Origin of the sequence: Kitasatospora sp. NPDC059817 (genome assembly GCF_042731835.1) — a bacterium.
Lineage (GTDB): Bacteria > Actinomycetota > Actinomycetes > Streptomycetales > Streptomycetaceae > Kitasatospora.
Map to the genome: position 1 here is coordinate 64,512 of NZ_JBHWIR010000006.1, position 18,872 is coordinate 83,383.

At 72.8% G+C, this 18,872-nt stretch carries 18 protein-coding genes and 1 riboswitch; of the genes, 6 read left to right on the forward strand and 12 right to left on the reverse strand.

Annotated elements, in window-relative coordinates:
- Window positions 1–167: 167 nt before the first annotated feature.
- Window positions 168–419, reverse strand: coding sequence for a hypothetical protein (locus ACFV61_RS02460; RefSeq protein ID WP_063348222.1), 252 nt, complete (start codon window positions 417–419; stop codon window positions 168–170).
- 213 nt (window positions 420–632) lie between these two features.
- Between ACFV61_RS02460 and ACFV61_RS02465 the strand changes: the two genes are divergently transcribed.
- Complete coding sequence (locus ACFV61_RS02465) at window positions 633–2,270, forward strand: DNA repair helicase XPB (RefSeq protein WP_063348223.1); 1,638 nt, start codon at window positions 633–635, stop codon at window positions 2,268–2,270.
- A 311-nt stretch (window positions 2,271–2,581) separates the two neighbouring features.
- On the forward strand, window positions 2,582–4,633 hold the full coding sequence (locus tag ACFV61_RS02470) for a HelD family protein (protein WP_380427358.1): 2,052 nt from the start codon (window positions 2,582–2,584) through the stop codon (window positions 4,631–4,633).
- Window positions 4,634–4,691: 58 nt separating this feature from the next.
- Here the strand turns inward: ACFV61_RS02470 and ACFV61_RS02475 are convergent, their stop codons facing one another.
- The 8 genes from ACFV61_RS02475 to thrC form a co-directional block, all read right to left on the reverse strand.
- Entirely contained in the window at window positions 4,692–5,378 is a 687-nt protein-coding gene (locus ACFV61_RS02475) for a copper homeostasis protein CutC (protein WP_380489632.1), read from the reverse strand.
- A gap of 57 nt (window positions 5,379–5,435) precedes the next feature.
- Complete coding sequence (locus ACFV61_RS02480; protein ID WP_159398459.1) at window positions 5,436–6,428, reverse strand: hypothetical protein; 993 nt, start codon at window positions 6,426–6,428, stop codon at window positions 5,436–5,438.
- Window positions 6,425–6,808 (reverse strand): PadR family transcriptional regulator, encoded by a 384-nt coding sequence (locus tag ACFV61_RS02485; protein WP_079135692.1) that lies wholly within the window; start codon window positions 6,806–6,808, stop codon window positions 6,425–6,427. The genes ACFV61_RS02480 and ACFV61_RS02485 overlap by 4 nt, the downstream gene beginning before the upstream one ends.
- Window positions 6,809–6,918: 110 nt before the next feature.
- A complete protein-coding gene (locus tag ACFV61_RS02490) occupies window positions 6,919–7,275 on the reverse strand; it encodes a hypothetical protein (RefSeq protein ID WP_063348227.1) in 357 nt (118 codons plus the stop codon).
- 95 nt (window positions 7,276–7,370) lie between these two features.
- Window positions 7,371–8,993, reverse strand: coding sequence for a chaperonin GroEL (groL, locus tag ACFV61_RS02495; RefSeq protein WP_063348228.1), 1,623 nt, complete (start codon window positions 8,991–8,993; stop codon window positions 7,371–7,373).
- Between the two features lie 346 nt (window positions 8,994–9,339).
- On the reverse strand, window positions 9,340–9,543 hold the full coding sequence (locus tag ACFV61_RS02500; protein WP_030289665.1) for a cold-shock protein: 204 nt from the start codon (window positions 9,541–9,543) through the stop codon (window positions 9,340–9,342).
- Window positions 9,544–10,121: 578 nt separating this feature from the next.
- A complete protein-coding gene (locus ACFV61_RS02505) occupies window positions 10,122–10,400 on the reverse strand; it encodes a MoaD/ThiS family protein (protein WP_063348229.1) in 279 nt (92 codons plus the stop codon).
- 41 nt (window positions 10,401–10,441) lie between these two features.
- Entirely contained in the window at window positions 10,442–11,722 is a 1,281-nt protein-coding gene (thrC, locus tag ACFV61_RS02510) for a threonine synthase (RefSeq protein WP_380489634.1), read from the reverse strand.
- A 17-nt stretch (window positions 11,723–11,739) separates the two neighbouring features.
- Window positions 11,740–11,876, reverse strand: a riboswitch (SAM riboswitch).
- Window positions 11,877–12,023: 147 nt separating this feature from the next.
- Between thrC and ACFV61_RS02515 the strand changes: the two genes are divergently transcribed.
- Together ACFV61_RS02515 and ACFV61_RS02520 are read left to right on the forward strand one after the other, a co-directional pair.
- Window positions 12,024–13,025, forward strand: a complete 1,002-nt coding sequence (locus tag ACFV61_RS02515) for a glucosyl-3-phosphoglycerate synthase (protein WP_244293389.1) — start codon at window positions 12,024–12,026, stop codon at window positions 13,023–13,025.
- Window positions 13,026–13,075: 50 nt separating this feature from the next.
- Complete coding sequence (locus tag ACFV61_RS02520) at window positions 13,076–14,542, forward strand: trehalose-6-phosphate synthase (RefSeq protein WP_363377347.1); 1,467 nt, start codon at window positions 13,076–13,078, stop codon at window positions 14,540–14,542.
- An 89-nt stretch (window positions 14,543–14,631) separates the two neighbouring features.
- On the opposite strand, the gene otsB is transcribed toward ACFV61_RS02520, so the two are convergent.
- Both otsB and ACFV61_RS02530 read right to left on the reverse strand, forming a co-directional pair.
- A complete protein-coding gene (gene otsB, locus ACFV61_RS02525) occupies window positions 14,632–15,471 on the reverse strand; it encodes a trehalose-phosphatase (protein ID WP_380489636.1) in 840 nt (279 codons plus the stop codon).
- Window positions 15,472–15,501: 30 nt separating this feature from the next.
- Window positions 15,502–15,762: a DUF3263 domain-containing protein gene (locus ACFV61_RS02530; RefSeq protein ID WP_063348233.1), complete on the reverse strand. Its 261-nt coding sequence runs from the start codon at window positions 15,760–15,762 to the stop codon at window positions 15,502–15,504.
- A 67-nt stretch (window positions 15,763–15,829) separates the two neighbouring features.
- On the opposite strand from ACFV61_RS02530, the gene ACFV61_RS02535 reads away from it, so the two are divergent.
- Window positions 15,830–16,180, forward strand: coding sequence for a cupin domain-containing protein (locus ACFV61_RS02535; RefSeq protein WP_063348234.1), 351 nt, complete (start codon window positions 15,830–15,832; stop codon window positions 16,178–16,180).
- 49 nt (window positions 16,181–16,229) lie between these two features.
- Here ACFV61_RS02535 and ACFV61_RS02540 read toward each other — a convergent pair whose 3' ends face one another.
- A complete protein-coding gene (locus ACFV61_RS02540) occupies window positions 16,230–17,510 on the reverse strand; it encodes an extracellular solute-binding protein (RefSeq protein WP_063348235.1) in 1,281 nt (426 codons plus the stop codon).
- A gap of 293 nt (window positions 17,511–17,803) precedes the next feature.
- Between ACFV61_RS02540 and ACFV61_RS02545 the strand changes: the two genes are divergently transcribed.
- Window positions 17,804–18,751 carry an ROK family protein gene (locus ACFV61_RS02545; RefSeq protein WP_063348236.1) on the forward strand — a complete coding sequence of 316 codons (948 nt, stop codon included), beginning with the start codon at window positions 17,804–17,806 and terminating at the stop codon, window positions 18,749–18,751.
- The last annotated feature ends 121 nt before the right edge of the window (window positions 18,752–18,872 follow it).

An 18,872-nucleotide genomic window follows, 5' to 3' on the forward strand; every position in this document is an offset into this window, starting at 1 on the left:
ACCCGCGCGGTGACAGCCCCCCCGCGCTCACCACGCCCCGGGGCCGGGGGGCGGGCGGCTACCCCCCCGCCCCCCCCCCACCACGCCGACGAGCTCCGCACCTTCGCCCTGCACCGCATCACCGGCGTCGCGGAACTCGACGAGTAACCCCGGCGGCAGGGCCGGGCTCAGTGCCCCTGCGACTCCTTCATCTTCTCCTTGACGGCCTTGTCCGCCAGGCTGCCGATCTCCCCCTGCCCGACCGGCAGCGAGCCTCCGCCGACCTGGTCGGCGATCAGGAATCCGGGCGCGGCGAGCAGCCCGCCGGGCCCCTCCCCGATCCCCGCGAGGGCGTGCGCGGAGCCGACGGACGAGGCGGTGGCCGCGAAGGCCGTACCCATCAGGGCGAGAGCGGTGAGAACGCGCTTCGACTTCTTCATGCCCGGCTCAACGAGCGATGCGCACCGTGGTCACCCGGAGCCGTCGCCCGGGGCGCGGGTACCGGCGCGGTCGCGGTCGCGGGCGCGGTCACCCGTACGAATGGAAGAAGCCCGATCACGTTTGGAAGGGGCCCGCTCACGTTCGCCGCGCAATGCGCGACACTGGAGGGTCTGCGTCAATCCAGCCTGTCAGCCAGTGGAGGGCTTCCCCGCGTGAACGACGGACCGCTCATCGTCCAGAGCGACAAAACTCTTCTCCTGGAGATCGATCACCCCAAGGCCGCCGAGTGCCGCCGCGTCATCGCGCCGTTCGCCGAGTTGGAGCGCGCCCCCGAGCACGTGCACACGTACCGGGTGACGCCGCTCGGGCTGTGGAACGCGCGGGCGGCGGGGCACGACGCCGAGCAGGTGGTCGACGCCCTGGTGACGTACTCGCGCTACCCGGTGCCGCACGCACTGCTGGTGGACGTGGCGGACACCATGGGCCGCTACGGGCGGCTCCAGCTGCTCAAGCACCCGACGCACGGGCTGGTGCTCGCCACCACCGACCGGCCGGTGCTGGAGGAGGTGCTGCGCTCCAAGAAGATCGCCCCGCTGGTCGGCGCCCGGGTCGACCCGGACACGGTGGTGGTGCACCCCTCCGAGCGCGGCCAGATCAAGCAGGTGCTGCTCAAGCTCGGCTGGCCAGCCGAGGACTTCGCCGGGTACGTGGACGGCGAGGCGCACCCGATCGAGCTGGACGAGGACGGCTGGCGGCTGCGCCCGTACCAGGCACAGGCCGTCGAGGGCTTCTGGCACGGCGGCTCGGGCGTCGTGGTGCTGCCCTGCGGCGCCGGCAAGACGCTGGTCGGCGCGGCCGCGATGGCGCACGCCAAGTCGACGACGCTGATCCTGGTCACCAACACCGTCTCGGCCCGCCAGTGGAAGCACGAGCTGGTCAAGCGCACCTCGCTCACCGAGGAGGAGATCGGCGAGTACAGCGGGACGCGCAAGGAGATCCGCCCGGTCACCATCGCCACCTACCAGGTGATGACCACCAAGCGGAAGGGCGCCTACGCGCACCTGGAGCTGTTCGACGCCCGCAACTGGGGCCTGGTGGTCTACGACGAGGTGCACCTGCTGCCGGCGCCGGTGTTCAAGTTCACCGCCGACCTCCAGGCCCGCCGCCGCCTGGGCCTGACCGCGACGCTGGTGCGCGAGGACGGCCGCGAGGGCGACGTGTTCAGCCTGATCGGGCCCAAGCGCTTCGACGCGCCGTGGAAGGAGATCGAGGCGCAGGGCTACATCGCGCCCGCCGACTGCTGCGAGGTGCGGGTCACCCTGACCGACTCGGAGCGCCTGGCCTACGCCACCGCCGAGCCCGAGGAGCGCTACCGCTTCTGCGCCACCACGGCGACCAAGCGGCGGGTGGTGGAGGCGCTGGTGAAGAAGCACGAGAAGGACCAGACGCTGGTCATCGGCCAGTACATCGACCAGCTGGACGAGCTCGGCGAGGTGCTGGACGCGCCCGTGATCAAGGGCGAGACCAGCAACGCCCAGCGCGAGAAGCTGTTCGAGGCGTTCCGCAACAAGGAGATCGGCGTCCTGGTGGTCTCCAAGGTCGCGAACTTCTCGATCGACCTGCCCGAGGCCACCGTGGCCATCCAGGTCTCCGGGACGTTCGGCTCCCGCCAGGAGGAGGCCCAGCGCCTGGGCCGCGTCCTGCGCCCGAAGGCGGACGGCCACTCGGCGCACTTCTACTCGGTGGTCGCCCGGGACACCGTGGACCAGGACTTCGCCGCCCACCGGCAGCGCTTCCTGGCCGAGCAGGGCTACGCGTACCGCATCATCGACGCGGACGACGTGCTGTAGGGCGTGCGGCAGGGCACCCCGGCCCCGGACACCGTCGCGCCCGAGGAGGACCACGCGCGCGGCGGTGCCCGGGGCGGTGCCGCCGCGGTGTGCGTCCTCCGGGTCGTACGGGGGCCGGGACCTGCGCGGCTGGAACCCCGGGCCGCACGGGTCTAGGATCGTCCGTCTGCCCCCTCCCGAACCGTGGTACCTGCTGAAGTCGCGCAGGCAGCCGGGGGAGGCGCCGACCGCACGGCAACCGGTCGGCCGTACCCACCGTGAGCTCCATCGATCCGCTGCGCCCGGTTCCGGCGCAGCCGGGAAGGTTCGCTGTGCCCGCCACCCCCACCACCGACCCCCTCCAGCGCGAACGCGACCACCTGGCCGCGTCCCGGTCCGCGCTGCGAGCGATGCGCGAGGACGTCCAGTCGCTGGACCTGCGCGACGTGACCGGCACCTGGGTGTCCGCCGCCGTCCTCCAGAACCAGATCGAGGCCCGGATCGCCGCCCTCGCCGACCTCTCGCACACCCCGCTGTTCTTCGGCCGCCTGGACTACCTGCACGCGATCAGCGAGGAGCTGAGCGAAGGAGGAGGGGGCGAGAACTTCTACATCGGGCGCCGGCACGTCCACGACGCCGACGGCGACCCGATGGTGATCGACTGGCGCGCGCCGGTCTCCCAGCCGTTCTACCGGGCCACCCGCACCGAGCCGCTGGACGTCGAGCGCCGCCGCCGCTTCGGCTACACCGCCGGCGAGCTCACCGCCTACGAGGACGAGCACCTGAGCGACCCGGCGGAGGCGGACACCGCCTCCGCCCTGCTCGCCGCCGAGATCGAGAAGCCCCGCGTCGGCCCGATGCGCGACATCGTCGCCACCATCCAGCCCGAGCAGGACGAGATCGTCCGCTCCGACGTGACGGGCACCATCTGCGTCCAGGGCGCCCCCGGCACCGGGAAGACGGCCGTGGGCCTGCACCGCGTCGCGTACCTGCTGTACGCGCACCGTGAGCGCCTCGCCCGGACGGGCACGCTGGTGATCGGGCCGAACAACGCCTTCCTCTCCTACATCGAGCAGGTGCTCCCGGCCCTGGGCGAGCTGGACGTCGCCCAGGCGACCGTGCAGCAGCTGGTCGGGCACGTCGAGGTGCGCGGCGAGGACGACCCGCAGGCGGCCCGGCTGAAGGGCGACGCCCGGATGGCCGAGGTGCTGCGCCGGGCGGTGCGCGCGGGCATCGCGCTGCCCACCGAGCCCTGCGTGGTGGTCCGCGGCTCCCGCCGCTGGCGCGTCCAGGTGCACGAGCTCGCCGAGATCATCGAGGAGCTGAAGGGCCGCGAGGTGCGCTACGGCGCCGCCAGGGACGCCCTGCCGCAGCGGATCGCGCACACCGTGCTGCTGAAGATGGAACAGTCCGGCGAGGCCCCCGACGACCGGGTGCAGGACGCGGTGGCCCGCAACGCCGCGGTCAAGGCGGTGGCCAAGGAGTGCTGGCCGGCGGTCGATCCGGCGAAGCTGGTGCTGCGGCTGCTCTCCGACCCGGAGTTCCTGGCCGCCTGCGCGGAGGGCGTGCTGACCCCGGAGGAGCAGCAGGCGGTGCTGTGGCCCAAGCCGGGCCGCTCGGTGAAGACGGCCCGCTGGACGCAGGCCGACGCCGTCCTGGTCGACGAGGCGACGGACCTGGTGCAGCGCACCCCCTCGCTCGGGCACGTGGTGCTGGACGAGGCGCAGGACCTCTCCCCGATGCAGTACCGCGCGGTCGGCCGCCGCTGCACGACGGGCTCGGCGACCGTCCTCGGCGACCTCGCCCAGGGCACCACCCCGTGGGCGACGGCGAGCTGGCCGGACGCGCTGCGCCACCTGGGCAAGCCGGACGCCCACGTCGAGGAGCTGACCAAGGGTTTCCGGGTACCGGAGGAGGTCATCGCGTACGCCTCCCGGCTGCTCCCGGCGATCGCCCCGGGCCTGGCCCCGGCGACCTCCGTGCGCGACGCCCCCGGCTCGCTGACGATCCGCCGCCTCCCGGACGGGGAGGCCGTGCCCGCCGTCCTGGCGGCCTGCCGCGAGGCGCTGGAGCACGAGGGCTCGACCGGGCTGATCGCCGCCGACGCCCGGATCCCGGCGCTCGCCGAGGCGCTGACCGCGGCCGGCCTGCCGTACCTGTCCCCCGGCGCCGAGACCAGCGCCGAGGCCCGGCTGACGCTCGTCCCGGCCTCGCTGGCCAAGGGCCTGGAGTACGACTACGTGGTGCTGGACGAGCCGGCCGCGGTGGTCGCGGGCGAGCCGGACGAGCGGACCGGCCTGCGGCGGCTGTACGTGGCGCTCACCCGTGCCGTCTCCGGCCTGACGGTGCTGCACGGCGAGCCGCTGCCCGCGCAGCTGCACTGAGGAACCGGGCAGCGGGGGCCGGCCCCACCGGGACCGGCCCCCCGCCCGCCGCGCGCGCTCAGGCGTCGATCAAGGCCCGCCACTCGGCGACCTTGGCCGCGTCCACCGGCGTCCGCCAGCCGTCGACCCGCACCGCGCCGCCGACGTGGAAGCCGTCGAAGCCCTCGGCCCGCAGCCCCTTCAGGTGTTCGGCCCGCAGGCCGCCGCCGATCAGGATCCGCTGCCCGTACCCGGGCTCGCCCGCGCGGGCCAGGTCCGCCAGCAGCACCTCGTGCCCGGCGTCGACGCCGGCAGGCGCGCCCGAGGTGAGGAAGGTGTCCAGCCCGGGCAGCGCGCCGACGGCGGCCCGCAGGGCGGCCCGGTCGGCGCTGTGGTCGATCGCCCGGTGGAAGGTCCAGCGGCAGCCGGCCACCGCCTCGGCGACGGCGGCGGTGGCGGCCAGGTCGACGGCGCCGTCGGCGTGGAGGAAGCCGAAGACGAACTCCTCGGCGCCCTCGGCCCGCAACGCGGCGGCCCGGGCGGCCAGTTCGTCCAGGCCGCCGGGCGCGAAGCCGTCCTGGATCCGGAGCATGACGCGCAGCGGGATGTCGACGGCGGCCCGGATCCGGGCGAAGTCCTCGACGGACGGGGTGAGCCCGTCCGCGGCCATGTCGGTGACCAGTTCGAGCCGGTCGGCGCCGCCCGACTCGGCAGCCTGGGCGTCCTGGGGCGTCAGCGCGATGACTTCGAAAATTGGTCTAGACATATCAGTAGGTTGCCACATCCGGCCGGGCCCGGCGAGCACTTCGCCCCAGCCCCCGGGTCACGCCAGGCTGCGCCCCTTCCCGGAGCCCCCGCCGAACCGTCCGCCGAGCCCGTCGCCGGTCCCGATCCGGCGCACCGCCACCGCGGCCGCCACCAGGAGCAGCAGCACCGGCGCCGCCATCGGCAGCACGTGCCAGAACCCGCGGCCCTCGCGCCAGATGTTGAACAGGCCCGCGAACATCGTCAGCGACAGCACCGCGACCCCGACGGCCGCCGGCAGCACCCGGCCGCGCAGCGCGGTGAAGGTCAGCAGCAGCGGCCCGATCAGCAGCACCGCGAACCACTGCATGTCCAGCGGGAAGGTCGAGTCGCCCCAGTGCTGGAGCGCCACCAGCAGCCCACCCCCGAGGACCGAGGCCAGCGCCAGCCCGCCGGAACGCCAGGAGGCCCTGGGGAGCAACTCCGTCGGCGCCGCGGCCAGTAGCAGCGCCCCCAGCACGAACGGCATGGTGGCCACGCTGCTGTCCCCCACCCCCCAGAGGTCGAACTCCGGCGGCAGCACGACGGCCTTCGCCAGCACGAACAGCGCGGAGACGGCCTGGACCAGCGAGATGACCCGCACCGCCGTCCAGCGCCCCGTCACGACGGCCACCGCGAGCAGCAGCGCGATCACCGGCGGCGCGATGGTCAGGGCGTACGTGAGGTACGAGTCGTCCCAGGTCAGCCGATGGGCGGCCCGCTCCGCATCGCTCACCCACGGCACCAGGGCCGCACCGGCCAGCGCCCCGGCGACCATCGGCGCGGCCAGCGCGAGCACCCGCCCGGCCAGCGAGGAGCCGGTCAGCCCGAGCCGCACCCGCAGCCCGTACGCGGCCAGGTCGAACGCCTCGCGGGCGACGGCCGAGCGGCCGGCCTCCGCCGTGGTGTCGGCGAACACCGCGGCCAGCTCCTCGCCGCGCTCCCGGCGGTAGCGCGGCGGGTAGAACTGCAGCGCCGCCCGCAGCGCGGTCGAAGGCGCCCCCATCGTCGGCGTGGTCATGGGTGTGGTCATGCGAAGAACCCCCTCATCATCGACTTCCCCTCCGGCTCCGGCTTTCCCTGCAGCGCCGACAGGACGTTCGCGAGACGGCGCTCCGCCTCGGTGGCGACGGCCCGCAGCCGCTCCGCCTCGGAGGCCAGCGCCTCCCGGCCGACGCTGGTCAGCGCGTAGCTGCGCCGTGCCCGCCCGTCCACGACCTCCTCCGCGGCGACCTCGATCAGCCCCTGCTGGAGCAGCCGGTCGAGGGCGCCGTACAGGGTGCCGGTGCGCATCTTGACCCGGCCCTCGGAGATCGCGGCGATCTCCTGGATGAGGGCGTAGCCGTGTCTCGGGGCGTCCGCCAGGGCGGTGAGCAGCAGCAGCGTCGGCTCCTGCATCGAGCGTTCAGTCATACGACTACATATATCGTCAACCTACCTATAGGTCCAGTACTCCCGCCGCCCGGTCCACCACGCGGACCACGAGCGGGCTGGGAGCGGACCAGGAGCAGGCCAGGAATGGGCTAGGAGAGCTCCCCCACCGGCGCGACCACCGCACCCTGCTTGCCGCACACCCAGTGCGGCTCCGGCCCCAGCTCCGGCTCCACGCCGAGCGCGTGCGGGTCCCCGTCGGCGGCGCAGGCGGTGCACAGCGGCCAGCGCCCGTACGCCTCCAGCAGCGCGTCCTGGACGTCCTGGGCGACCAGCCCGAGCACGTACTCGGTGCCGTCCGGCCACTGTTCCAGCCACCAGCGGCGGTGCGTCACGGCCTGCTCCACCAGGGAGACGACGGCGGCGTCCGCCACGTCCCGCGCGGTGAGGTCGGCCAGGATCAGCGCCCGCGCGTTGTGCAGCGCGGTCTCGATGTCGTCGGAAGCCATCTGTCCATTCTCCGGTAGAACGCCGTGTGGGCGGCCCCCCGAAGGGGACCGCCCACACGATCAGGAACCAACTGATCCGATCGGTGTGATCAGGATCAGAAGTCCATGTCACCGCCCGGCATGCCGCCGCCGGCGGCCGCAGCGGCCTTCTCCGGCTTGTCGGCGATGACGGCCTCGGTGGTGAGGAACAGCGCCGCGATGGAGGCGGCGTTCTGCAGCGCGGAGCGGGTCACCTTGGCCGGGTCGATGATGCCCTCGGCGATCAGGTCGACGTAGGTGTTGGTGGCCGCGTTCAGGCCGTGACCGGCGGGGAGGTTGCGCACCTTCTCCACCACGACGCCACCCTCCAGGCCGGCGTTGGTCGCGATCTGCTTGATCGGGGCCTCCAGCGCGACCTTGACGATGTTGGCACCGGTGGCCTCGTCGCCCTCCAGCTCCAGCTTGTCGAAGGCGACCGAGGCCTGCAGCAGCGCGACGCCACCACCGGCGACGATGCCCTCCTCGACGGCGGCCTTCGCGTTGCGGACGGCGTCCTCGATGCGGTGCTTGCGCTCCTTGAGCTCCACCTCGGTGGCCGCGCCGGCCTTGATGACGGCCACGCCGCCGGCCAGCTTGGCGAGGCGCTCCTGGAGCTTCTCGCGGTCGTAGTCCGAGTCGCTGTTCTCGATCTCGGCGCGGATCTGGTTCACGCGGCCGGCGACCTGCTCGCTGTCACCGCCACCGTCGACGATGGTGGTCTCGTCCTTGGTGATGACCACCTTGCGGGCGGTGCCCAGCAGGTCGATGCCGGCGTTCTCCAGCTTGAGGCCGACCTCCTCGGAGATCACGGTGCCACCGGTGAGGATGGCGATGTCGCCGAGCATGGCCTTGCGGCGGTCGCCGAAGCCCGGGGCCTTGACGGCGACGGACTTGAAGGTGCCGCGGATCTTGTTCACGACCAGGGTCGACAGGGCCTCGCCCTCGACGTCCTCGGCGATGATGACGAGCGGCTTGCCGCTCTGCATGACCTTCTCCAGCAGCGGCAGCAGGTCCTTGACCGAGCCGATCTTGGAGTTGGCGATGAGGATGTACGGGTCCTCGAACGTCGCCTCCATGCGCTCCAGGTCGGTCGCGAAGTAGGCGGAGATGTAGCCCTTGTCGAAGCGCATGCCCTCGGTGAGCTCAAGCTCCAGACCGAAGGTGTTGCTCTCCTCGACGGTGATGACGCCTTCCTTGCCGACCTTGTCCATGGCCTCGGCGATGAGCTCGCCGATCTGGGTGTCGGCGGCCGAGATGGAGGCGGTGGAGGCGATCTGCTCCTTGGTCTCCACGTCCTTGGCCTGGGCCAGCAGCTGGTCGGAGACGGCGGCGACGGCCTTCTCGATGCCGCGCTTCAGGGCCATCGGGTTGGCGCCGGCGGCGACGTTGCGCAGACCCTCGCGAACCAGGGCCTGGGCGAGCACGGTGGCGGTGGTGGTGCCGTCACCCGCGACGTCGTCGGTCTTCTTGGCGACCTCCTTGACGAGCTCCGCGCCGATCTTCTCGTAGGGGTCCTCGAGCTCGATCTCCTTGGCGATGGAGACACCGTCGTTGGTGATCGTGGGGGCGCCCCACTTCTTCTCCAGCACGACGTTGCGACCCTTGGGGCCGAGCGTGACCTTCACTGCGTCGGCGAGCTGGTTCATGCCACGCTCAAGGCCGCGGCGAGCTTCCTCATCAAAGGCGATGATCTTGGCCATCAGAAGTGGTCCTCCGGGACACGGTCGACTGCTCGGACCAAGGGGTGCCCGCGACGGACGGCCCTGGTGTGCGGGGGTCCTTTCCCCTACCGCTCCCGGGGGCCTCACCGACCCGGTCCGCTGTCACTCTCACGCTGTGAGTGCTAACGCCAATGATTAGCACTCCGGGTGGTCGAGTGCAAGCCCAATCGCGATCCCGCGAGCCGTCCGGGGCGCTCCCGCCGACCCGCGCAACTCCCCGCCGGGGAACGCCGACGGGCCCGCACGACGCGTGTCGTACGGGCCCGTCGAGAAGCGAGTGGTCACCAGCCGTGGGCCGCGCCGAGCTCCTGGGGTCGGAAGGGGGTCACACCGCGGCGCGGACCATGTCCGCCTGCGGGCCCTTCTGTCCCTGGGAGATCTCGAACTCGACCCGCTGGCCCTCCTCGAGGGTGCGGTAGCCGTCCATCTGGATCGCGCTGTAGTGGACGAAGACGTCCGCACCACCGTCGACCGCGATGAAGCCGTAGCCCTTCTCCGCGTTGAACCACTTGACGGTGCCCTGAGCCATTCCGAACTCCCCTAGTGCTGTGCTGGCCCTTCACGCGCCCGCAGGTCGCGGGCCCGGGTCTGGTTTGAAGGCCGGCCCGGGGAACCCCCCCTGGGCGCAGCCGTGCACGCCGCAGTCCTCCGCCGGGGGTGCCTGACGGCGCCCTGTGAGCGGGTGATTACGTCGACCGCGGCTGAATGTATCCGGATCGACGCCCTCTGCAACAGGGTCAGCTGCGGGGAATTCCGGCACCGCGCCAAGGGGCAGGACGGGCGAAAGCGGGAGGAATTCGGCATTTCACGCCGGACATAGCGGACGGATTACTACAAATCCCCGCGGGAATTCTGACATCTGCCTGACATGTTTCACGGCCCAGGCACCCGACCGGTCTCAGCGGCCGGACGACCGTCCGGCGATTCGCGGGTGAGGATGAGGGGAAGCCCTGTTCCCAACCGAGCCACACTCTACTCCGACTTGACCCCGCCATATTCCCGCCGAAATGCGGCCGGCCGTCCGTGCGTACGGAGAACGGAATTCCGTACGCGCGAACGGCCGGTCGGACGAACGGCTCGGGCGGAGTGCCCGGATCGGGGCGCGGCTCAGCAGCCGCCGGCCACCGCCGGGATGATCGAGACGCTGGCGCCGGCCGCGATCCCGGTCGCCAGGCCCTCGGCGAAGCGCACGTCGTCGTCGTTCACGTAGACGTTGACGAAACGGCGCAGCTTGCCGGCGTCGTCCAGGATGCGGGCGGCGATCCCCGCGTGGTTCTTCTCCAGGTCGGCGATGACCTCGCCCAGGGTGGCGCCCTCGGCGGCCACCTCGGCGGCGCCGCCGGTGTAGGTGCGCAGGATGGTGGGGATACGGACGTTGGCGCTCATGGTTCTCCTAGCGGGTGCGACCCAGCGGGGTGGGGGGTGTTTCAGGCGGACGCGAGGCCGGCGTCGTGGAAGGACGCCAGGGTCGGGCGGATGACGGCGGTCATCCCGGCCCCGGCGACGGCGTCCAGGGTCTTCAGGCCGTCGCCGGTGTTGATCGCGACGGTCTCCTTGGCCGGGTCCAGCTGGCCGGTCTCCACCAGCTTCTTCAGCACGCCGACGGTCACCCCGCCCGCGGTCTCGGCGAAGACGCCCTCGGTCCGGGCCAGCAGCCGGATCGCGTCCACCACCTCGGCGTCGGTGACGTCCTCGACCGCGCCGCCGGTGCGCCGGGCGATGTCCAGCACGTACGGGCCGTCCGCCGGGTTGCCGATCGCCAGCGACTTGGCGATGGTGTCCGGCTTGACCGGGCGGATCACGTCCTGGCCGGCCTTGAACGCCGCCGACACCGGCGAGCAGCCCGCCGCCTGGGCGCCGAAGACCCGGTACGGCCGGTCCTCGACCAGGCCGAGCCTGATCAGCTCCTGCAGCCCCTTGTCGATCTTGGTCAGCTGGGAGCCGGAGGCGATCGGGATGACGATCTGCTCCGGCAGCCGCCAGCCGAGCTGCTCGCAGATCTCGTACGCCAGCGTCTTGGAGCCCTCGCCGTAGTAGGGGCGCAGGTTGACGTTGACGAAGCCCCAGCTCTCACCGGCCGGGTCGCCGATCAGCTCCGAGCAGAAGCGGTTCACGTCGTCGTAGTTGCCCTCGATGCCGACCAGCTCGCCGCCGTACACCCCGGCCATGACGACCTTGCCCTGCTCCAGGTCGTGCGGGATGAACACGCAGGACTTGAAACCGGCCCGGGCGGCCGCCGCGCCCACCGCGCCGGCCAGGTTGCCGGTGGAGGAGCAGGAGAGCGTCGTGAAGCCGAAGGCCCGCGCGGCCTCGATGGCGCAGGCCACCACGCGGTCCTTGAACGAGTGGGTCGGGTTGCCCGAGTCGTCCTTGATGTGCAGCTGCGCGGTGAAGCCCAGCTCGCGGCCCAGGTTGTCCGCCTTGACCAGCGGGGTCCAACCGGGGTTCAGGTTGGGCTTGGTGGCGACGTCGGCCGGGACGGGCAGCAGCGGCGCGTAGCGCCAGATCGAACTCGGGCCGGCCTCGATCCGGCGGCGCAGCTCCTCGGCGCCCTCGCTGCCGAAGTCGTACGCGATCTCCAGCGGGCCGAAGCACTCCAGGCAGGCGAAGCTCGGACCGAGCGGGAAGCGGGTGCCGCACTCCCGACAGGACAGCGCGGTGGCGGGGCCGAGGTCCACGGATGCGGGTGCGACAGTGTCGATAGCCATGATGGCGGAGGCCTCTCTCCTCATCTTCCCCGTGGCACGGTCGCGCCACAGGCCGGAATTGGCACCTGTCCCGCCGGGGCCTGTCGACAGACAGCCGCGCGAGAAGGTTGCCGGGACGTCAACGGGCCGTTCCCTCAGTCCCTCTGGATGAGCTTGTGAAATTGTGGTGGTGCTCAACGGCGACCCCGACGTGCAAAGGTCCGGCCGCTGTACGAAGACTGTATCCGAAGGCGTCAACCCCGAACGGGATCGTCCGCCACGCGAGATGGCGCGTCCCACCGACCCCGCCGAGGAGAGTCCCGTGCCCGCCGAACCGACCCCCGCGCTGCTCCCGCAGGCGGCGTCCTGGCTGCGCCGCCGCTCGTGGAGCGCGGTCGACCGGCCGGTGCACGCCCTGCTGGAGGCCAAGCGCCGGACCGGCCACACGGTCAGCGTGGTGCTGCCCGCACTGGACGAGGAGGCCACCGTCGGCGACATCGTCCGCACCATCCGCCGCGAGCTGATGGAGCGCCTCCCGCTGGTCGACGAACTCGTCGTGATCGACTCCGGCTCGGCCGACGCCACCGCCGCCGTCGCCGCCCGGGCCGGCGCCCGGGTGGAGTACCGCGACGCGATCCTGCCCCGGCTGCCCGCCGTCCCCGGCAAGGGCGAGGTGCTCTGGCGCTCGCTGCTGGTCACCCGCGGCGACATCGTCTGCTTCGTCGACGCCGACCTGCGCGAGTTCGACCCGGCCTTCGTCTCCGGCATCCTCGGCCCGCTGCTCACCGAACCGGACATCCAGCTGGTCAAGGCCATGTACGACCGGCCGCTGGAGACGGAGGGGGCGGTGGTCCCGGCCGGCGGCGGCCGGGTCACCGAACTGGTCGCCCGCCCGCTGCTCAACCTGCACTGGCCGGAACTCGCCGGTTTCGTCCAGCCGCTCGGCGGCGAGTACGCGGCCCGCCGCGCGCTGCTCGAACGGCTCCCCTTCCCCACCGGCTACGGCGTCGAACTCGGCCTGCTGGTCGACGCGCTGGAGACGGTCGGGCTGGACGCCCTGGCCCAGGTGGACGTCGGTGTCCGGCACCACCGGCACCAGGACGGCCAGGCCCTCGGCCGGATGGCCGCCACCATCTACCGCACCGCCCTCGAACGCCTCGACCGCACCCACCGGCTGAAGGCCTCGGCCGACCTCGTCCACCCGCTGCTGACCCAGTTCACCCGCGACCCGCAGAGCCGGGAGTTCACCGCCCACACCCACCCGGTGACCGCCCTGGAACGCCCGCCCATGCACACCGTGCCCGAGTACGCGACCCGACACTGAACACCCACCGAAAGGGTTTGCCGCTCCGGAGCCCAGGCAACGTACCAACCATGGGCGATCTCACGACCGAACGTTCGAGTGCGACCGGCACCGCCCCCGTCCTGGTGGCCTCCAATCGGGGACCGGTGTCGTTCAGCACCGCGGACGACGGCACGCTGACCCTCCGCCGCGGCGGCGGAGGCCTGGTCTCCGGCCTCTCCGCCATCGACGACCCCGACGCCGTCTGGGTCTGCGCCGCCCTCGGCGCCGCCGACCGACAGGCCGCCAGAGAGGCTCCGGACGGCCGCCTCGACCTCGCCGGGCACGATGTGGGCGGCCAGGCCGTCCGCATGCTGGACATCGATCCCGACACCTTCGCCCGCGCCTACAACGGCGTCGCCAACTCCACCCTCTGGTTCGTCCACCACCTGCTCTACGCCACCCCCACCGCCCCCGCCTTCGACGCCGGGTTCCGCACCGAGTGGGCCGCCTACCGCGCCTACAACGCCGCCTTCGCCGAGGCACTGGCCGCCGAGGCCGCCCCCGGGGCCGCCGTGCTGGTCCAGGACTACCACCTCTCGCTGACCCCGGCCCTGCTCCGCGCCGCCCGCCCCGACCTGCGGATCGGCCACTTCTCGCACACCCCGTGGGCCCCGCCCGAGTACTTCCGGCTGCTGCCCGACGACGTCGCCGAGGCCGTCCTCACCGGCATCCTGGGCGCCGACCGGGCCGGCTTCCTGACCCGCCGCTGGGCGCTGGCCTTCGCCGACTGCTGCGCCGACCTGCTCGGTGCCGAGGTCGACCGGGACGCCATGACCGTCACCCACGCCGGCCGCACCACCCGGCTCGGCGTCCACGCGCTCGGCGCCGACGCCGACTTCCTGCGCGAACGCTCCCACCGCCCGGACGTCGACGAACGCCTCGCCGCCCTCCGCGAGGCCGTCGGCGGGCGCCGCACCATCGTCCGGGTCGACCGCACCGAGCTGAGCAAGAACATCGTCCGCGGCCTCCAGGCCTACCGGCACCTGCTGCGCACCCGCCCCGAATGGCACGACCGGGTGGTGCACATCGCCTTCGCCTACCCCTCGCGCACCGACCTCGCCGAGTACCGCGCCTACACCGCCCAGGTCCAACGGCTCGCCGAGGACATCAACGCCGAGTTCGCCACCCCCGCCTGGCAGCCGCTGATCCTGCACGTCGACGACGACTTCCCGCGCTCCCTGGCCGCCTACCGGCTCGCCGACGTGGCCCTGGTCAACCCGATCCGGGACGGCATGAACCTGGTCGCCAAGGAGGTTCCGGTGGTGTCCGACCACGGCTGCGCCCTGGTGCTCTCCCGCGAGGCCGGCGCGTACGCCGAACTCGCCGAGGACGCGCTCACCGTCAACCCGTACGACGTCATCGCCACCGCCGACGCCCTGCACGCCGGCCTCACCATGCCCGAGGAGGAGCGCGCCGACCGCACCAAGCGCCTCGCGGCGGCGGCCACCGCGCTGCCCCCGCAGCAGTGGTTCCTCGACCAGCTCAACGCGCTGTGAACCAGCTCGGCCCGCTGTGAACCGGCTCGACGCGCTCTGAGCCGGCTCGACGCGCTCTGAACCGGCCCGACCGCGCGCTGCCGCCCGGCTCAGCCCGCGCCGACGGCCGCGCCGAGCGCCGCGAGCAGTTCCACCACGCCGGCCGGGCCCGCGACCACCAGGTCCGCCCGGTCGGCGAGCTCGCGCACCGGCGCGTCCCCCACCGCGCCGCTGCACACCAGCAGCCCCGCCACCCCCTCGCCGCGCAGCTTCTCCACCGCCGCGAAGGCCGCCACGTCCCCCAGGTCGTCCCCCGCGTACAGCACCGAGCCGGCCTCGCGCTCGCGCAGGAAGCCGGTCAGCGCCGCGCCCTTGTCCACCCCCGGCGGCCGCAGCTCCAGCACCAGCCGCCCGGGCTCCACCACCAGCCCGTGCCCGGCCGCCAGCTCGCCGACCGGCGCCCGCAGCAGCTCCAGCGCCTCCTCGGGCGCCGCCGTGCGCCGGGTGTGCACCGCCAGCGAGCGCCCCTTGTCCTCCAGCCACGTCCCCTCGGGCGCCCCCGCCGCCGCCAGCAGGCCCGGCAGCGCCGCCCGCGCCCCGGCCACCCCGGGGTGCACCGGCGGCGCGGTCACCTCGCCGCCCTCCCAGCGCTCGGCGCCGTAGTGCCCCAGCACCACGACCCCGGGCAGCCCGTCCAGGCCGCCGTACTCCGCCGCCAGCGCGGCCGGCCGCCCGGTCACCACCACCACGGCCCGCACCGCCGGCACCAGCGCCCGCAGCGCGGCCGCCGCCCCCGGATGCGCCCGCGCCCGATCGGGGTCCGCCACGATCGGCGCCAGCGTCCCGTCGAAGTCCAGCGCGATCACCGCCTCGCCCGGCGCCGCCAGGATCGCCCGCAGCCCGTCCCGCCCGGCAGCCGTGACCGGCACCCACTTCTCGTCAAAGCCCATGCCCGAGCCCTACCCCGCGGCCCCCTCCCGCTACCGCGCGGACCGACGGGCCTCCCGGATCCGGCGCAGCCGGTTCACCAGCACCGGGGCGTGCGCCAGTGCCTCCGGCCGGTCCAGCAGCGCGTTCAGCAGCTGGTAGTACCGGGTGGAGGAGAGCCCCAGCTCCTCCCGGATCGCCCGCTCCTTGGCCCCGGCCGTCCGCCACTGCCGCCCCTCCAGGGCCAGCACCGCCAGGTCCCGCTCACTCAGCTCACCCACCAGGACACCTCCGCCATCACTACGGAGTGTCATTCTCCCGCGTGAGCCGGACACACTGTGCGCCCTCCGGCGCCCGGCCGCCCCGGCTAGCGTCGGCGGTATGACCACGCCCAGCTTCGCCGTGCACATCCCCACCGCCGACCTCGAACCCGACCCGCTCGACCCGGCCCAGATCGTCTCCGGCACCCCGGAGGTCTCCGGCCTGGTCCTCTCCGAGTCCCCCGACGGCCGCCAGCTGCGCGGCATCTGGCAGATCACCCCGGGCGTGGTCACCGACGTGGAGGCCGACGAGCTGTTCGTGGTGCTCAGCGGCCGGGCCACCATCGAGGTCGAGGGCGGCCCGACCCTGGAGGTCGGCCCGGGCGACTGCGCCGTGCTGCGCGAGGGCGACCGGACCACCTGGACGGTCCACGAGACGCTCCGCAAGGCCTACGCCATCACGCTCCCCTGACGAGCCCGCCCCTGACGCCCCCGCCCCTGAAGAGCGCCCCGGCCCGGGTTCACCTGCGGACCCGGGCCGCCTCCTTGACCGCCGCGTCCTGCAGCCCGGCGAGCGCCTGCTTCGGGTCCCCGGTGACGGCCTGCCCGATCCCGGCCTTGATCCGGTTGCTGACGTCGCCCCAGGCCGGGTCCCCGAACGGGTAGAAGCTGGCGTTGGTCAGCCCGACCGCGAACTGCTTGAGGTCCTCGTGCTTCGGGTCGGACGTCATCTGGTTGAACGCGTCCTGGGTGACCGGCAGCAGGTTGTACTGCTCGTCGAACTTCAGCTGGAACTCGCGGGAGTAGGCGAAGGACAGGAACTTCTTGATCTCGTTCTTGTGCCCGTTGGCCTTGAACGCCATCATCCAGTCCGCGACGCCGAGGCTGCCGGTCTTGCCCACGCCGTCCTTCTTGGGGATCGGCGCCGTCCCGAAGTCGATCTTCCCGGCGGTGGCCATCCGCAGCAGCGTCGGGTGCCCGTTCAGCATCGCGACCTTCCCGGCCGCGAAGTCCTGGAAGACCGGGGTGCGGTTCATCTTGCCCGGGTCCGGATAGGTCAGCCCGGTGGCCACCAGGTTGTTCTTCAGCCAGCTGAAGGTGGCCTGGTTCTGGGTGCTGTCGATGGTGTAGTTGCCGACGTCGTCGGAGAGGCTGCCGCCGCCGCTCAGCGTCCACAGCATGGACTCGGCCGGCGCCTCCTCCGGCCCGAGCGGCAGCCCGTACGGGGTCACGCCCGGCACCTTGGCCTTGATCTTCTCGGCGTCCTGGCGCAGTTCGTTCCAGGTGGCCGGCGGCTGGGTGATGCCGGCCTGGCGGAAGACGGCCTTGTTGTAGAAGAGCACCCGGGAGGAGGAGACGAACGGGATGCCGTACTGGGTGCCGAGCACCTGCCCGGCGTGCGCGAAGGTGTCCAGGAAGTTGGCCTGGGTGTCCATCGAGAGCACGTCGGCGGCCGGGTACAGCCGGTCCGCCGCGACCTGGTCGGCGAAGCCGCCGGTCTGCAGCAGGTCGGGGGACTTGCCGGCCGCGATCATGTCGTCGACCTTCTTGCCGATGTCGGTCCAGCTGTCCACCTCGACGTCGACCTTGATGCCGGGGTTGGCAGCCTCGAAGCCGTGCGCGATCTCGTCCCAGTACAGCTTGGAGCTGGTGTCGGCGCTCTCCCCGTAGTCGGCGGCGACCAGCTTGAGGGTGACCGGCCCGTCGTTCTGCCCGCCGCAGGCGCTGACGGCGGTGAGTACCAGTGCTCCGGCCAGCGCGGTGCCGAGGACGCGGGTGGGAACGTGGGCGCGCCTGTTCAACGCGGGTACCGCCTTCAGGGGAGAACTGCGACCGGACGGGGGAATCCGGGAGGGGGGAGGCGCAACACTGCCAAACCCACCGGGCGGTGGTCCACACCACTGTGCCGAGCCCGCCGAGTAGTTATCGAAGTGCGGACGTCATTGCACGATGCGCAACAGAAGGTGAACGGAAGGCGCCCGACGCAAAGCCGCTCACACCGACCCCATCTGCGACAAAGCTCACCTACTTTGGACCAGACCAATCCGACAACTGGACTAGACCTCTTCTACCCGACCAAGGGAAACTGTCCTCCGTGAAGCACGTCATCGCACTCGATGTAGGCGGCACCGGCATGAAGGCCGCGCTGCTCGCCCAGGACGGCTCCGTGCTGTTCGAAGCACGCCGACCGACCGGACGGGAGCACGGCACGGACGCCGTGGTCGCCGCCATCCTCGACTTCGCCGCCGACCTGGCGGACGAGGGCCGGGGCCGCTTCGGCGTCGCCCCGCTCGCGGCCGGCGTCGCCGTCCCGGGCACGATCGACGAGAGGAACGGCATCGCGGTCTACTCGGCCAACCTCGGCTGGCGGGACCTCCCGCTGCGCAAGCTGCTGGGCGAGCGCCTGGCCGGGCCCGACGGAGCCGCCATCCCCGTCGCACTCGGCCACGACGTGCGCTCGGGCGGCCTGGCCGAGGGCCGGCTCGGCGCCGGCCGGGGCGTCGACCGCTTCCTGTTCATCGCGCTGGGCACCGGCATCGCCGGTGCCATCGGCATCGGCGGCCGGATCGAGGCCGGCGCGCACGGCTACGGCGGCGAGATCGGCCACGTCGTGGTCCGCCCGGGCGGACCGCAGTGCGGCTGCGGCGCCCGCGGCTGTCTGGAGACGCTCGCCTCCGCCTCCGCCGTGTCCCGTGCCTGGGCCGCGGCCAGCGGCGACCCCGACGCCGACGCGGCATCCTGCGCCGCCGCGGTGGACGCCGGGGACGACCGCGCGCTCGCGGTCTGGCAGGGCGCCGTCGACGCCCTCGCCGACGGGATCGTGCTCGCCCAGAGCCTGCTCGACCCGTCCACGGTGATCGTCGGCGGCGGGCTGGCCGAGGCCGGTGACACGCTCTTCGGCCCGCTGCGCACGGCGGTCACCGAGCGCCTGACCTTCCAGATGCCCCCGAAGGTCGTACCCGCCATGCTCAAAGACACCGCCGCGTCCCTGGGCGCGGGCCTGCTCGCCTGGGATCTGCTCTCCATGGAGGTGACCGCGTGACCACCGCGGACCGTGACCGTACCGCACTGGCCGGCGCCCGGCTGGTCCTGCCCGGCGGCGTCGTCGAGGGCGGCCGCCTGGCCGTCGAGGGCGACCGGATCGCCGGCCTCGGAGGCGAGAG

Excerpts from the sequence above, each read along its gene's own strand:
- groL (WP_063348228.1), bottom strand. The coding sequence starts at position 8,993 with ATGGCCAAGATCATCGCCTTTGATGAGGAAGCTCGCCGCGGCCTTGAG.
- ACFV61_RS02520 (WP_363377347.1), top strand. The coding sequence starts at position 13,076 with ATGGGCGATCTCACGACCGAACGTTCGAGTGCGACCGGCACCGCCCCC.
- ACFV61_RS02485 (WP_079135692.1), bottom strand. The coding sequence starts at position 6,808 with ATGACTGAACGCTCGATGCAGGAGCCGACGCTGCTGCTGCTCACCGCC.
- ACFV61_RS02535 (WP_063348234.1), top strand. The coding sequence starts at position 15,830 with ATGACCACGCCCAGCTTCGCCGTGCACATCCCCACCGCCGACCTCGAA.
- ACFV61_RS02460 (WP_063348222.1), bottom strand. The coding sequence starts at position 419 with ATGAAGAAGTCGAAGCGCGTTCTCACCGCTCTCGCCCTGATGGGTACG.
- thrC (WP_380489634.1), bottom strand. The coding sequence starts at position 11,722 with ATGGCTATCGACACTGTCGCACCCGCATCCGTGGACCTCGGCCCCGCC.
- ACFV61_RS02500 (WP_030289665.1), bottom strand. The coding sequence starts at position 9,543 with ATGGCTCAGGGCACCGTCAAGTGGTTCAACGCGGAGAAGGGCTACGGC.
- ACFV61_RS02530 (WP_063348233.1), bottom strand. The coding sequence starts at position 15,762 with ATGACACTCCGTAGTGATGGCGGAGGTGTCCTGGTGGGTGAGCTGAGT.
- ACFV61_RS02475 (WP_380489632.1), bottom strand. The coding sequence starts at position 5,378 with ATGTCTAGACCAATTTTCGAAGTCATCGCGCTGACGCCCCAGGACGCC.
- ACFV61_RS02490 (WP_063348227.1), bottom strand. The coding sequence starts at position 7,275 with ATGGCTTCCGACGACATCGAGACCGCGCTGCACAACGCGCGGGCGCTG.
- otsB (WP_380489636.1), bottom strand. The coding sequence starts at position 15,471 with ATGGGCTTTGACGAGAAGTGGGTGCCGGTCACGGCTGCCGGGCGGGAC.
- ACFV61_RS02480 (WP_159398459.1), bottom strand. The coding sequence starts at position 6,428 with ATGACCACACCCATGACCACGCCGACGATGGGGGCGCCTTCGACCGCG.
- ACFV61_RS02505 (WP_063348229.1), bottom strand. The coding sequence starts at position 10,400 with ATGAGCGCCAACGTCCGTATCCCCACCATCCTGCGCACCTACACCGGC.